This window comes from Cocleimonas flava, assembly GCF_004339015.1.
GTDB lineage: Bacteria > Pseudomonadota > Gammaproteobacteria > Thiotrichales > Thiotrichaceae > Cocleimonas > Cocleimonas flava.
Genome location: NZ_SMFQ01000003.1, coordinates 19,132 through 32,861, shown reverse-complemented (window position 1 = coordinate 32,861; position 13,730 = coordinate 19,132). Strand labels below are relative to the sequence as shown.

Below are 13,730 nucleotides of genomic sequence, written 5' to 3'. Positions count from 1 at the left end.
TTTATCCAGAAAGATATGGTGCCCAGGGCCGGAATCGAACCGGCACGGTGTTGCCACCGAGGGATTTTAAGTCCCTTGCGTCTACCAATTTCGCCACCTGGGCATACTACTTAGATGGTCTTATAAATCTAGCCTAAGTTTTAAGTGTTTGGCTAACACAGTTTTCAGTCACACTTTTAAAAAGTGGAGGTTGAGCCCGGAATCGAACCGGGATAGGCGGTTTTGCAAACCGCTGCATAACCATTTTGCTACTCAACCTTTTCACTAGGGGCGGGATGATAGCATCAAAAATTAACGGATGGAATGCCTATTTCAAACCTTTTTGTTACTTCAATAAAAAAGCCCTAGAATGATTAATCCTAAGGCTTTCTTATTTAAATTTGGAGGCTGGACCTGGAATTAAACCAGGGTATCCGACGTTGCAGGTCGTTGCATAACACTCTGCCATCCAGCCGTGAACAAATATAAATAAAAGCCTTTGCTCAAACTATACTCACCATGATCAACGGCACCTTTTATGACGACCATTGGGGGGTAAGTAATTTGTATAAATTTTCAGCACCTATTTTCATCATCATCTCTAAGCAACTAATAATAAAAAATACTGAATAATCTCTACATTATTTCTTAAATATTCCTTCTTAAACTATGAAGTAACACTCAAGAAACAAAAAAGCCAATCATAATAAAATGATTGGCTTTTGTATTTGGAGCGGGTAACGAGATTCGAACTCGTGACCCCGACCTTGGCAAGGTCGTGCTCTACCAGCTGAGCTACACCCGCTTCGTATCATCAACAACTCATGCCACCAGAGCCGTCTCAACGAGGCGCGTATATTAAGGTTACTTTTAAAAACTGTCAAGCATCTGAATGCAATTTTTTTAAAAGATTTATCAACTCATTTTCGTCAGATACCGGAACGCCTAATTCCTCGGCTTTTGTGAGCTTTGAACCGGCTTTTTCTCCTGCAAATAAAGTTGTAGTATTTTTTGAAATACTGCCACTTACTTTTGCACCTAATGCTTCTAATTGTTCTTTTGCTTCATTTCGTTTCAGTTTTTCAAGTGTTCCAGTTAGCACGTAGGTATTCCCAGCTAGAGGTAAACTTTCTGTTGATTGTCTTTTTTCTGGATTTTGAGGTTCAACTCCCGCATCCAACAAAGCCTGTATAACTTCATTGTTATGTTCTTGCTGGAAGAAAGTAACGATATGGTTAGCAACTATAGGACCAACATCATCAACGCTTTGTAGGCTATCTAAATCGGCTGCTTTTATTGCTTCTAACGAATAGTAATGATTTGCCAATGATTTGGCGGTCGTTTCACCCACTTCTCTTATACCCAGTGAATAGATAAACCTGGCAAGCACTGGATGCTTACTATCCTCTAGGGCCTTGATCAGGTTTTGCGCAGATTTTTCACCCATGCGTTCTAACTTTATTAAACTCTCTTCATTTAAACTAAACAAATCGCTGACATTTTTAATTAATTTCTCATCGAATAACTGTTCAACCAGCTTATCGCCTAGCCCATCAATATCCAGCGCCTTACGCGAGGCAAAATGCTTTATCGCTTCTTTTCTTTGTGCCGGACAAAATAAACCTCCTGTACAGCGAGCAACAGCCTCTCCCTCAATAAGTTCGACGGTAGAATCGCATACAGGACAGTGCGAGGGTATTACTATTTCCTTAGCGTCCGCTGGGCGTTTATCAGGGACGATTCTAGCCACTTCCGGTATCACATCCCCTGCTCTTCTTACGATGACGGTATCACCTATTCGTACGTCTTTACGTTTGATCTCGTCCATATTATGCAAGGTTGCATTGGTAACAGTGACGCCACCAACAAAAACCGGTTCTAAACGAGCTACGGGTGTTAATGCGCCTGTTCTTCCGACCTGGAACTCTACATCGTTTATTAACGTCATTTGTTCCTGAGCAGGAAATTTATGGGCAATTGCCCAACGAGGCGCCCTACTCACAAAACCTAACTTATTTTGCAATTCCAGAGAATTCACTTTGAACACGACACCGTCTATCTCGTAAGACAAGCTATCTCGCTTGTCGCCGATCTCGTTATAATATTCCAGACACCCTGCCGCTCCTGATACGACTTTATTCTCAGGACAGATTGGCAAGCCCCAGTCTGCTAATTGTTTCATAGCATCGCTATGATTAGCAGCTAACGTACCCCCTTCGATTAAACCTGTGGCATAACAATACATAGCAAGATTTCGTGAAGCTGTGATTCTCGAATCGAGCTGCCTCAAACTACCTGCGGCTGCATTTCTAGGGTTTACAAAGGTTTTGTCGCCATTTTCTCTGGCTTTATTGTTTAGCGCTTCGAATGAAGCCTTCGGCATATACACTTCGCCACGCACTTCTAGTCTTTGTGGAATATTTTTGCCGCTTAATTTAAGTGGCACCTGTCTAATGGTTCTGACATTTTCTGTTATGTTCTCCCCTGTTTCGCCATCACCTCGGGTAGCAGCCTGAACCAACACGCCGTTTTCATACAATAAACTCACTGCCAATCCATCAAGCTTAGGCTCAACGCTATACTCGATGGTAATATCCTTCTCACCCAATTTATCTAACAAACGTTTTTCAAAAGCCAATACTTCTTCTTCATTGAACGCATTACCTAGCGATAACATTGGCACCAAGTGTTTTACCTGCGTAAATTCGCTGAGTGGCAGAGCACCAACACGCTGTGTAGGAGATTCTACGGTTAACGTTTCTGGGTATTTTTCTTCTATGTCTTGCAACTCACGCAATAATTTATCGTATTCGGCATCAGGAAGCTCAGGGTCATCAAGAACGTAATAACGATGATTATGGTAGTGTAAAATTTCGTGAAGTTCTGCAACGCGCTGTTGAACAGACTCAGGTACATTGGGTGATACTTGTTTAGACATAGGGAGGATTTCTTCAGTAAAGATTCAACTTTATGGCCTTTGAATGCTGTATCGGCACTGATCAAACAGTCAATAAGCGCAGTAAAAGCCCCGTTAGTAGAAAAGTATATCAATATTAAACTGATTAAGACTAATGTTATGAATAACTTATAACTTAAAAATGCTTGATTGAAAGTATTAATTTACCTAACAGAAAATTCAGGTACAATACGCGCGTAAAATTTTGCCGCAACATGGTTACATTTATAACTATGGTAAGCAAAATGCAAACAAGGAGACGTAGAAGTATGGCAACAAATAACACGCCAATAACACGCAAGTCCGCTTTACCTGTTGACGGTATTGAGCCTTATGTTCCTAAGAAAGATGAGGAATATATGAATGAAAACCAACTTGCGCACTTTAGAAGTATCTTAATTGCCTGGAAAAAAGCACTCATGGAAGAAGTAGATCGCACCATGGGCCACATGCAAGAAGAAGCGAGTAACTTTTCTGACCCTGCTGACAGAGCAACTCAAGAAGAAGAGTTTACGCTTGAACTGCGTGCACGCGACAGAGAACGCAAACTGGTACGTAAAATCGACAAAACGATTACACGTGTAGATAACGATGACTACGGCTACTGTGATGCATGTGGCATAGAAATTGGACTACAACGTCTAGAAGTTCGTCCGACTGCAGAACTTTGCATTGACTGTAAAACAACAGAAGAGATCAAAGAAAAGCAAATCGCTTAACTTGATGTAATCCGGATTACATCAATCTCTAAAGGAGTGACAGTTTCAGCTGTCACTCCTTTTTTTTGGATTAAATTATGTGCGTTAGTCACCCCCCTACTTACAGGGCTTTTTTTAACGCTGACTTTTATCATTCAGATATTGCTGTTGAATGATTGTTAAATTAAAGCGAACATTGTTTTTAGTACTTAGATCATCTAACGTGTATCAATGGGTTTTAATCATCAATCACAAAAGAAAATCAATTCAGTCATAGGCAGATTTGCCCCCTCACCCACTGGACCTTTGCATTTTGGCTCTTTGGTCGCTGCCGTTGCCAGCTATCTAGCGGCAAAAACACAAAACAACGGCAAATGGTTTTTAAGAATTGAAGATGTTGACACTCAGCGCGAACAGCCAGGCGCGTCACAATCCATTATTCAAACGCTTGAGTCTTTTGGTTTTGCATGGGATGGCGATATCCTTTTTCAAAGCGAACAAACAGAACGATATCAAACTGCTTTAGAACGCATATCAGATCACATTTACCCCTGTAGTTGTACACGTAAATACCTGCAGTCTTTATCAGACATTAGCACCTACGGTTACCTCTATCCTGGCATTTGTAGAAATGGTATTAACAATCCGGACATACAAAATCCCAGCATCAGGGTAAAAACCAACAAACAGGAAATATGTTTCCAAGATCTATGTCAGCCCCACGTTATCGGCCAAAGCATAGAACAGGAAATTGGTGATTTTATTTTAAAACGTAGAGATGGTTTATTTGCTTATCAGTTAGCCGTTGTTGTCGATGATGCTTTTCAAGAAATCAATCAAGTGGTTCGTGGTTCAGATATATTAGACAACACGCCAAGACAAATCTTTTTACAGCAGTTACTAGGTTATCCACAACTAGAATACCTGCATTTTCCTACAGCAGTTACAGCTGATGGCAAAAAACTCAGCAAACAAAATCATTCCCCACCTGTGCTCACAGATAATGATTCAAGCGATAAAAAAATGGAATCATTACTAGCCTCGCTTGAATTTCTGGGACAGAATCCACCGAAACGTTCTAACCTCGAATCAATAAATGATTTATGGAAATGGGCTTTTCAACATTGGGATAATGACAAAATTCCAAAAGTCATGACAAAACCTACTAAATTCACCTAGACTTCCAGTCTTCATTTGATGCGAATACATTAAATAAGAATTTATTTTTGACTTCTTTAATGAAATATACCCTATGCAATACACCGTCTTTATAAGCTGGCTGAAAAGCCTGGTGATAGAAATCTTTGCTATCACGTACAACTTATTCAAGCTAATGATCCCTATCATTATCGTTGTCAAAATCATTGAAGAACTGGGTGGCATTGAATATATAGGCATTATCCTTGAACCCATTATGCAAATGGTTGGCTTACCTGCCTCTATGGGATTGGTCTGGGCAACAACATTAATCAGTAATATCTACGGCGGCATGATCATCTACGTCACCATGGCTATCGAGCAACCTTTAACAGTCGCTCAAGTTACCGTACTTGGTGCGATGATGTTATATGCACATGCTTTACCTATTGAGTTACGCATCGCCCAAAAAGCGGGAGTTCGGGTTATCTACTTATTGTTATTGCGAGTGGGTGGTGCGTTACTTTTAGGCTTTATCTGTCACAAAGTTTACAGCTTGGGTGGATACTTAGACACACCAAGCACCTCGTTATTCAACCCCGAAGTCAGCACAAATGATTCATTAATGGGATGGTTAATGTTGCAATTAGAAACATTATTTAAGGTATTTCTTGTTATTAGCGCTTTGGTTATCTTTTTACGGTTACTAAAAAGCAGTGGGATTGAAAAACTCATGAGCTGGTTACTCAAACCTGTATTAAAGCTATTAGGCTTAGGCGAAAAAACCACCTCAATCACTATTATCGGTATTACGCTTGGCGTTGTTTATGGCGGGTCACTTTTAATCAATGAAGCAAAAAGTGGACGCATTTCCAAAATGGATATTTTCGGATCACTCACGCTGTTAGCTTTATGCCACAGCATTATCGAGGACACTTTACTCATCATGTTACTTGGCGCAGATATTACTGGGGCGCTCTATTTCCGCGTATTATTCGCCTTGTTACTAACCGCCATTTTAGTCAGACTGGCCAAAGCAATCAGTGACAAAACATTTAATAAATATTTGGTCTACCCCAAACCGACATGATTGGCTCACTGGTTCGAGAATAATAATTTACATTTAATGCTTTAACGTAAATCAATATCACCTTGTTTAAATTTGACTAGACCGCATAATAGCCACTCCTACCCGAGTGTTATGAATTAAGAGCCAGAATTATGAATATGCAGACAACCATTGAAGAAAAATTAACAGAAACACTTGCTCCTGAAGTATTGGAAGTTATCAATGAAAGTTACATGCATAGCGGTCCAGCGACCGAGTCTCATTTTAAAGTTATCGCGGTAAGTGATGCTTTTGAAGGAAAAATGTTAATTGCCCGTCATCGCATGATCAATGCAGCTCTTGCCGATGAATTACAACAGATTCATGCATTGGCACTGCATACCATGACACCAAGTGAATACTTTGAAAAAGCCGGAAAAGTTGCAGATTCTCCTCAATGTGAAGGTGGAAGTAAATAAAGGTCACCCCCCTACTTACAGGCGTTTTTTTAGTTACTATTCTCATTCGCCTCTCAGTTACTTCAAATAGTTACACAAAGTATTTCTTCGACTAGATATTTCAAATAGCTATTACAAATAGCTTCTTCAATTTACTTCTTTAATTAATTTTTGTATCTATTTCTTTGACCTGGTTTGTTCCTTTAGTTGCTCAATGACGTTTTAAAATAGGCTGTTTTCACCAATGACTTCAAATAATAAATTGCTATTTATTGCAATGATTTTATTAGCGATGACGCTTATACCATTGGGAGATACAGCAGGCAAATTACTCATGCAACAGGGAGTAACCCCCATTTTTGTTGCCTGGTCTAGATTTGCTATTGGCGCTTTATGTTTGTTGCCTTTCAGCGGATTAAAACTTTCAGAATTACGTCATTTCTTTAACTGGCGGCTACTTATTCGCGCAGCTCTTTTCATCGCCTCTGTATCTTCTATTCTGACTGCGGTTAAAACAGAATCCATAGCCAATGTATTTGGTGCTTTCTTTATTGGCCCTATTTTATCTTATTTTATTGCCGCGATTTTTCTGAAAGAGCCCATTACACTAGCGAGATCTACGTTGTTATTTGTGGGTTTTGGCGGCGCTTTATTAGTCATAAAACCTGGTTTCGGTATGAGTACAGGCATGATTTATGCTGTTATGGCCGGAACATTTTACGGCTTTTTTCTCGTGACCAATAGATGGCTCGCAGGCACTTTTAGACCGCGTTTGATTTTAATTTCAACACTGGTGATTGGCAGTTTTGTATTAGCACCTTTCGGCCTTAAGGAGGTACCAGAACTCACTATAAATTTTTCACTATTGATATTACTTAGTTCATTGTCATCCGCTATTGGTAATCTTTTAATCATAGAAGCAAGCCGTCAATTACCAGCAAGTGTCATTGCCCCATTTGTGTATATTCAATTAGTGGCGGCTACCATTTTTGGTGTAGTGGTATTTAATACATGGCCAGATCATTTGAGTTTTATCGGTTTGATTATCTTGATCGCTGCAGGAATGTCTTCGTTCTTAATAGCAAATCGTGAAAAGAAGCGTTCATTGCAAAATTAAACATCACCCATGATGAAAATATGAATTTAGATTTATTCTTAAGGCACCCCCCTACTTACAGCGATATTTTTGGCTATTTATTTTAGGCAAAAAAAGACGCCCCAAAGAGGAGCGCCAACCGCTAGGAGGGTATTAAATTGTCTATTACCATTCTTGTTACATACCCATAAAAAAGAATGAAACAAATAGACAAATTCAGTATATTATTATTTACTAACTTATCAAGTATTTTTAATGACAAATTTCGATAAATGAAAACTTTCATGACTCAGATCGTAATAACCAACAAAAATAGTATGTTTTATATCTCAGGCTATTAAAATCAGTTAGGTTATGTGCCCAAATATGTCAAAATAGCGCTTTTTTTAAGTATCAGGTTTCATTTACATGAAACCACGCCAATTCGACTAAACTCGCAATAGTTACAAAATGACTGAATACCTACTTATCATCGTCGGAACCGTCTGGGTGAACAATATTGTTCTCGCCCAGTTTCTTGGTTTGTGCCCGTTTATGGGTGTATCGCGCAAGCTTGAGACAGCTATGGGTATGGGCCTGGCAACTACATTTGTACTGACACTTTCATCTATTTCCAGTTATTTGGTCCATGAATACTTATTAGCGCCTTTTGACCTTGAATACCTACGCACAATTAGTTTTATTCTTGTGATTGCCGCTATTGTTGGTTTTACAGAGTTAGTCGTACATAAGACCAGCCCCTTACTTCACAATGTTTTAGGTATTTATTTACCATTAATAACCACAAATTGTGCAGTACTCGGTGTTGCTCTCCTCAATGTTCAGCAATCGAATAATTTTATCGAATCTGCATTATACGGTTTTGGTTCCGCTCTTGGATTTACCTTGGTTCTGGTGTTATTTGCCGCAATGCGCGAACGTCTTGCAGCAGCTGATGTGCCAGAAGCTTTTCAAGGCAATGCAATTGGCATGATTACCGCGGGTTTAATGGCACTGGCCTTCATGGGCTTTACAGGCTTGATCAAAGGATAATATGTTAACCGCTATACTCATTTTGGTTGGCCTTGCGGTATTCTTTGGATTAGTCCTTGGCTATGCATCAGTAAAGTTTAAAGTCGAAGGTGACCCCTTGTCTGATCAGGTGGATAGCCTGTTACCCCAGACGCAATGCGGGCAATGTAGTTACCCAGGCTGTAGACCGTACGCAGAAGCCATAGCAAAAGGCGAAGCACCGATTAACAAATGTCCTCCTGGTGGAGAAACCACTATTTTGGCGCTGGCTGATTTATTAGACGTAGAGCCCATGGAACTCGACGAAGATGCTGAAGCTGCTCCTGAAACACCAGAAGTTGCGGTCATTATCGAGCAGGATTGCATTGGTTGTACTCTGTGTATTCAAGCTTGCCCAGTGGATGCTATTGTTGGCGCTGCAAAACTGATGCATACGGTCATCGAATCTGAATGCACTGGTTGCGAACTATGTTTGCCACCCTGCCCGGTTGACTGCATAGTCATGGAACCTCTCAAAAAAACGCCAGATAGCTGGAAATGGATTGAGCCAAAATCGATTGAAAAGACTTATCACATGGTGCCAACAATTATTGAGACAACCATTAAAGAGCCTTCTGCAATGGCAACCTCTACGCCCTTAAATGACACACAAGATAATCAGAGTGATACTACTGGTCTATCTAGCTCATCTGATTCCAACCCCGACGTCGATAAAAAAAGCAAAAATGATTTGAATGAAAAAACAAGAGGAGCAGCATAACCATGAATGCTTCGCTTTTATCTAATCGTTCATTAGCTGAAACGACGAGTATAAAACTGTACAAGTTTCATGGCGGTGTTCACCCCCCGTTTCACAAAAAAGATTCAAATCAAAAACCTATCGAGTCAGCAGGCATACCAAGTAAATTAATTGTACCGATTCATCAACACATTGGTAAAAGTGCTGAGGTAGTGGTTAATGTCGGAGACTTGGTCAAAAAGGGTCAATTAATCGCAGAAAAATCAGATGTTATTAGTGCTGCTATTCATGCGCCGACTTCTGGAACAGTTACGTATATCGGTGAGCACTCAATTCCCCATCCATCTGGGCTGGCAGAAATTTGCGTGATAATCGAAACAGATGGAGAGGATGATTGGGGTCACTTCAAACTACCACCAATAGAAGACCCGGATAACACGGACTCGTCAGTTTTATTAGAGCGAATTGAACAGGCTGGTATTGTTGGTCTGGGTGGCGCCGTTTTTCCTACATCCATAAAGCTAGCCAGTTCTGGAATAAAGCACATTGAAACCCTGATCATCAATGGTGCGGAATGCGAACCCTACATCACCTGCGACGATCGTTTAATGCAAGATCGTAGTGCTGATATTGTAAAAGGCATTCAATTGTTACAAGCATTGGTAAAACCGCAAAGATGCTTGATTGCTATTGAAGATAACAAGCCTGAAGCCATTGCAGCAATGCGCAACGCCACAGCAGAGTTATCAAATATTGAAGTGGTTGCCATTCCTACTATTTACCCTAGTGGTGGTGAAAAACAACTGATCGAAATTCTCACCGGAAAAGAAGTACGCTCGGGTGGCATACCGATTGAATTAGGCCTGATGTGTTTGAATATAGGTACAAGCTACAGTATCTACAAAGCGATTTATTTAGGCGAACCCTTAATTTCAAGAATAATTACCGTTACTGGAAATGGCATTCAACACCCGCAAAACTTCGAAGTGTTAATTGGCACACCTTTTAGTCATTTAGCAGAAAAAGCTGGCGGCTATACAAAAATGGCTGAGAATTTAATCATGGGCGGTCCAATGATGGGCTTTGCCATTCCGGATGATGCCGTTCCCGTTATTAAAGCGACCAACTGCGCCTTGTTTATTTCTGCAACATCTTTACGTGAATCTAATCCTGCATTCTCTAATCAACCAACACTGCCATGTATCCGCTGCGGCAAATGCATGGAAGTATGCCCAGTAAAATTATTACCACAACAACTCTACTGGCATATTCGCGCAAAAGATTTTGAAAAAGCAGAAGATCACAGTTTAAGAGATTGCATTGATTGTGGCTGTTGTAGCTATGTTTGCCCTAGTCATATACCACTCGTGGACTATTTTAGATTTGGTAAAAGTGAAATACGTGAACAGAAAGTAGCATTAGAGAAAGCCGATCTCTCACGCCAAAGACATGAATTCTTACTCTACAGAAAAGAACGCGATAAACGCGAAAGAGAAGAAAAACGCGCAGCACACAAGGCAGCATTACAAGAGAAAAAAGCCGCGTCAAAATCAGACAGTACAACAGGTGGGCAAAGCTCCTCTCCGAAAGCAGATGCTATAAAAGCAGCTATGGAACGAGCTAAAGCAAAAAAACTGGCACGCACAGAGTCTGAGAAAATGGATACCAAAGAATCTGATACCAAGACTGTTGCAAAAGCCAGTACTGAAGAAGCTCAATAAACAATGAAGTTTAAAACTAAAACATCCCCTTTCTTGAATAGCAGTCAGAACATCAACAGTGTGATGTTGCAAGTGCTATTAGCTTTAATACCTGGCACCTTAACGTTGATGTACTTCTTCGGCACCGGGATATTATTGAATGTAATCATTTCAATTGTTTTTGCGGTGTCTCTGGAAACGCTCGCCCTGATCATTCGCAAACGTCCTTTATTGCCTTTTCTAAGCGATCTAAGCGCCATAGTAACCGCGTGGTTGTTTGCGTTAACGCTACCTCCACTAATGCCATGGTGGATAATTTTTGTTGGCATTTTCTTTGCGATCATCATTGCAAAACATCTATATGGAGGCCTGGGATATAACCCTTTCAATCCTGCTATGGTCGGTTTCGCCGTATTAATTGTTTCTTTTCCTTTTGAAATGAGCCAATGGGTACACCCGCGAACCTTTGGTGATCTCGGCGCTTATGATTTTAGCCTTATGGAAAAACTTTCCTTTATTTTTGGCAATCAAAAACCCGCCTGGGATGCCATAACCATGGCAACACCTTTGGATGAAGTGAAGACAGGCTTGCGCGCAGGCACAGATTTCAGCAGTGTAATGAAAGAATCTTCCTATTTACAAACGCTCTCACAAAACACCTGGTTGTGGAGTAGTTTGGCTTTCATGTTAGGTGGCATCTGGTTACTTTATAAAAAAGTTATTCAATGGCAGATACCCGTTGCCTTGTTAGGTACATTGTTTTTACTTTCAGCTGTGTTTTATCTTTTTTCTGCAGATAGTTTTGCCAGCCCTTTGTTTCATATCACTAGTGGCGCGACCATACTTGGCGCATTTTTCATCGCTACTGACCCCGTTTCAGCCAGTACCACACCCGTAGGCAAGTTGATTTACGGAGCCAGCATTGGTTTCTTTATCTACATTATTCGGGTCTGGGGCAATTATCCAGATGCCATCGCATTTGCGGTACTCATCATGAATATGGCTGTACCGATGATTGATTACTACACACAGCCTCGCGTATTTGGTCACAAACCTTCGTTCTTTTCTTCTGGTGCTACACAGCGAAAACAGGATAAAAAGCTATGATCAGGATAGAGCCGTGAAACAGCATTTTGAAGCGATGAAAAAAGCGGGTGCTTCGTTGGCATTATTTGCCTTCATTAGCGTGGTGCTAGTGTCGACAACGAATAGCTTAACCAAGCATAAAATTGAAGAAAATCAGGCAAAGATGTTGTTAAAGGCACTTAACCAGATTGCCCCCAACAATTCCTATGACAATGATCTGGCAAATAGCAAAATCATTATTGATCCTGCTGAGAATGGCTTTATTCGAGAAACACCTGTCTACCTTGCCACCTTAAAAGGCAAACCTGTAACTGCCATTTTCGAAGTGACTACATTGAAGGGCTATAGCGGTGCGATCACATTCTTATTAGGCATCAATGTAGACGATAAATCAGTAGACGGTCTTCGTGTTGTAAGTCACCACGAAACCCCGGGGCTCGGTGATAAAATGGAAATTCGCAAGAGTGACTGGGTACTTGGTTTTGATGGAAAATCCTTAGGCAATCCGGATATTGAGCAATGGCATGTTAAAAAAGATGGGGGCGATTTCGATCAATTCACGGGGGCTACTATCACACCAAGAGCCATCGTTAATGCTACCAGATCTACCTTACTCTACGCACAAGAAAATATGGACAGAATTTTTATGACGCATCTAAACTCTGTGCCTAATAGCAATAAACAATCTAAAACCAAGGGTACACAATAATGTCTGCCACATCACCCACTGATACAGGCATAGATCTGGACGACGTATCACCTCCGAAAGGAACTGTCTGGAATAAAAGTGAACGCAGAAAAATCACGATGGATGGCCTTTGGCATAATAATCCGGGCTTGGTTCAATTATTAGGTCTATGTCCGTTGCTAGCAGTAACTGGAAATTTGATCAATGGCTTAGGTCTAGGTATCGCAACCATTATCACGTTGACGGTATCAAACATCATTATTGCTTTTACTCGTAACTGGGTACGAAAAGAAATTCGAATTCCATACTATGTATTAGTAATCGCATCCATTGTTACCATGATAGATCTGAGTATGAATGCCATCACGCCAGAACTTCATAGTGTGCTTGGTATCTTTATCCCTTTGATAGTAACCAACTGTTTAATTATAGGGCGTGCAGAAGCGTTCGCATCCAAGAACACCATTAAACGTGCGGCTCTTGACGGATTCATGATGGGCTTAGGTTTCACCTTGGTTTTGATTGCTTTAGGCGCAATACGTGAAATTATCGGCAGTGGCACCTTATTTGCAGATGCATCATTGATGTTTGGTGATATTGCAAAAGACTGGTACATCAAACCCTTCGAAGAATATCAGGGCTTTCTTTTAGCTATTCTGCCACCAGGTGCTTTTTTGGTTATGGGCTTTCTTATCGCTATGAAAAACGTTGTAGATAAGAAGCTAAAGTCTTAATAGTTGTGAGCCGTTTTTATTGATTATAGAAACGGCTGTTTCGTCAGTTATCGACCAATAAATCAATGGGCTATTATTCGATCAATGTTCTACTGTTTTATCAACGGTGCAATATAAGCATTGATATCATTATCGTTGAGCTCAGCACTTTCATCGTGCCACCATCCGCTCAATGCTGTTACTTCACCCAGTGTTACATCAAAAGCTTCAGAAAAGAGTGTCATCCACTCTAATTGCTGCTCTATTTCTTGCTCCAAGACTAAAAAACGCAACATCTCAGCAGGCGTCTTATTCTCTGCCGCCATAAGCTTTAACGTATCAACAATTTCTTCTCTTTTCATTCTACAAACCTACAATCTTCAAACCTACAAAATTCAAACGATAACAAAACATTCACTGT

General features: G+C 40.5%; 12 protein-coding genes, 4 tRNA genes and 1 pseudogene. 11 read left to right on the top strand and 6 right to left on the bottom strand.

The features are described 5' to 3' along the window. Positions 1-16 precede the first annotated feature (16 nt). From EV695_RS06335 to ligA, 5 genes are all read right to left on the bottom strand, one after another. Positions 17-103: transfer RNA gene (locus tag EV695_RS06335), tRNA-Leu, on the bottom strand. A gap of 81 nt (positions 104-184) precedes the next feature. Then, positions 185-258: transfer RNA gene (locus EV695_RS06330), tRNA-Cys, on the bottom strand. 123 nt (positions 259-381) lie between these two features. Continuing rightward, positions 382-454: transfer RNA gene (locus EV695_RS20125), tRNA-Cys, on the bottom strand. A 254-nt stretch (positions 455-708) separates the two neighbouring features. Beyond that, positions 709-784 (bottom strand) — tRNA-Gly (locus tag EV695_RS06325). A 75-nt stretch (positions 785-859) separates the two neighbouring features. Then, positions 860-2,917 (bottom strand): NAD-dependent DNA ligase LigA, encoded by a 2,058-nt coding sequence (gene ligA, locus EV695_RS06320; protein WP_131905115.1) that lies wholly within the window; start codon positions 2,915-2,917, stop codon positions 860-862. A gap of 287 nt (positions 2,918-3,204) precedes the next feature. On the opposite strand from ligA, the gene dksA reads away from it, so the two are divergent. From dksA to EV695_RS06265, 11 genes and pseudogenes are all read left to right on the top strand, one after another. Next, positions 3,205-3,654 (top strand): RNA polymerase-binding protein DksA, encoded by a 450-nt coding sequence (gene dksA / locus EV695_RS06315; protein WP_131905114.1) that lies wholly within the window; start codon positions 3,205-3,207, stop codon positions 3,652-3,654. Positions 3,655-3,864: 210 nt separating this feature from the next. Continuing rightward, complete coding sequence (gene gluQRS / locus EV695_RS06310) at positions 3,865-4,812, top strand: tRNA glutamyl-Q(34) synthetase GluQRS (protein ID WP_131905113.1); 948 nt, start codon at positions 3,865-3,867, stop codon at positions 4,810-4,812. A 73-nt stretch (positions 4,813-4,885) separates the two neighbouring features. Beyond that, the gene (locus tag EV695_RS06305; protein ID WP_131905112.1) at positions 4,886-5,860 is read left to right on the top strand and encodes a hypothetical protein; all 975 of its coding nucleotides are present in this window, start codon (positions 4,886-4,888) and stop codon (positions 5,858-5,860) included. Between the two features lie 131 nt (positions 5,861-5,991). Then, positions 5,992-6,297, top strand: a complete 306-nt coding sequence (locus EV695_RS06300; protein ID WP_131905111.1) for a BolA family protein — start codon at positions 5,992-5,994, stop codon at positions 6,295-6,297. A 223-nt stretch (positions 6,298-6,520) separates the two neighbouring features. Next, on the top strand, positions 6,521-7,393 hold the full coding sequence (locus EV695_RS06295) for a DMT family transporter (protein ID WP_131905110.1): 873 nt from the start codon (positions 6,521-6,523) through the stop codon (positions 7,391-7,393). Positions 7,394-7,822: 429 nt separating this feature from the next. Continuing rightward, positions 7,823-8,404 (top strand): electron transport complex subunit RsxA, encoded by a 582-nt coding sequence (rsxA, locus tag EV695_RS06290; RefSeq protein ID WP_131905109.1) that lies wholly within the window; start codon positions 7,823-7,825, stop codon positions 8,402-8,404. A 1-nt stretch (position 8,405) separates the two neighbouring features. Continuing rightward, positions 8,406-8,945: pseudogene (rsxB, locus tag EV695_RS06285) on the top strand (electron transport complex subunit RsxB); the annotation flags it as partial. A 200-nt stretch (positions 8,946-9,145) separates the two neighbouring features. Next, a complete protein-coding gene (rsxC, locus tag EV695_RS06280) occupies positions 9,146-10,843 on the top strand; it encodes an electron transport complex subunit RsxC (protein ID WP_131905107.1) in 1,698 nt (565 codons plus the stop codon). A 3-nt stretch (positions 10,844-10,846) separates the two neighbouring features. Beyond that, entirely contained in the window at positions 10,847-11,929 is a 1,083-nt protein-coding gene (gene rsxD, locus EV695_RS06275) for an electron transport complex subunit RsxD (RefSeq protein ID WP_131905106.1), read from the top strand. Positions 11,930-11,942: 13 nt separating this feature from the next. Beyond that, positions 11,943-12,617: an electron transport complex subunit RsxG gene (gene rsxG / locus EV695_RS06270; protein ID WP_207906991.1), complete on the top strand. Its 675-nt coding sequence runs from the start codon at positions 11,943-11,945 to the stop codon at positions 12,615-12,617. After that, positions 12,617-13,330: an electron transport complex subunit E gene (locus tag EV695_RS06265; protein WP_131905105.1), complete on the top strand. Its 714-nt coding sequence runs from the start codon at positions 12,617-12,619 to the stop codon at positions 13,328-13,330. The genes rsxG and EV695_RS06265 overlap by 1 nt, the downstream gene beginning before the upstream one ends. A gap of 89 nt (positions 13,331-13,419) precedes the next feature. On the opposite strand, the gene EV695_RS06260 is transcribed toward EV695_RS06265, so the two are convergent. Then, complete coding sequence (locus EV695_RS06260; RefSeq protein ID WP_131905104.1) at positions 13,420-13,671, bottom strand: hypothetical protein; 252 nt, start codon at positions 13,669-13,671, stop codon at positions 13,420-13,422. Between the last annotated feature and the right edge of the window lie 59 nt (positions 13,672-13,730).

What these genes read in the sequence shown, in the direction of transcription:
- rsxC (WP_131905107.1), top strand. Translation starts at nt 9,146, where the DNA reads ATGAATGCTTCGCTTTTATCTAATCGTTCATTAGCTGAAACGACGAGT.
- rsxA (WP_131905109.1), top strand. Translation starts at nt 7,823, where the DNA reads ATGACTGAATACCTACTTATCATCGTCGGAACCGTCTGGGTGAACAAT.
- EV695_RS06295 (WP_131905110.1), top strand. Translation starts at nt 6,521, where the DNA reads ATGACTTCAAATAATAAATTGCTATTTATTGCAATGATTTTATTAGCG.
- EV695_RS06260 (WP_131905104.1), bottom strand. Translation starts at nt 13,671, where the DNA reads ATGAAAAGAGAAGAAATTGTTGATACGTTAAAGCTTATGGCGGCAGAG.
- EV695_RS06305 (WP_131905112.1), top strand. Translation starts at nt 4,886, where the DNA reads ATGCAATACACCGTCTTTATAAGCTGGCTGAAAAGCCTGGTGATAGAA.
- EV695_RS06300 (WP_131905111.1), top strand. Translation starts at nt 5,992, where the DNA reads ATGAATATGCAGACAACCATTGAAGAAAAATTAACAGAAACACTTGCT.
- ligA (WP_131905115.1), bottom strand. Translation starts at nt 2,917, where the DNA reads ATGTCTAAACAAGTATCACCCAATGTACCTGAGTCTGTTCAACAGCGC.
- EV695_RS06265 (WP_131905105.1), top strand. Translation starts at nt 12,617, where the DNA reads ATGTCTGCCACATCACCCACTGATACAGGCATAGATCTGGACGACGTA.
- gluQRS (WP_131905113.1), top strand. Translation starts at nt 3,865, where the DNA reads ATGGGTTTTAATCATCAATCACAAAAGAAAATCAATTCAGTCATAGGC.
- dksA (WP_131905114.1), top strand. Translation starts at nt 3,205, where the DNA reads ATGGCAACAAATAACACGCCAATAACACGCAAGTCCGCTTTACCTGTT.
- rsxD (WP_131905106.1), top strand. Translation starts at nt 10,847, where the DNA reads ATGAAGTTTAAAACTAAAACATCCCCTTTCTTGAATAGCAGTCAGAAC.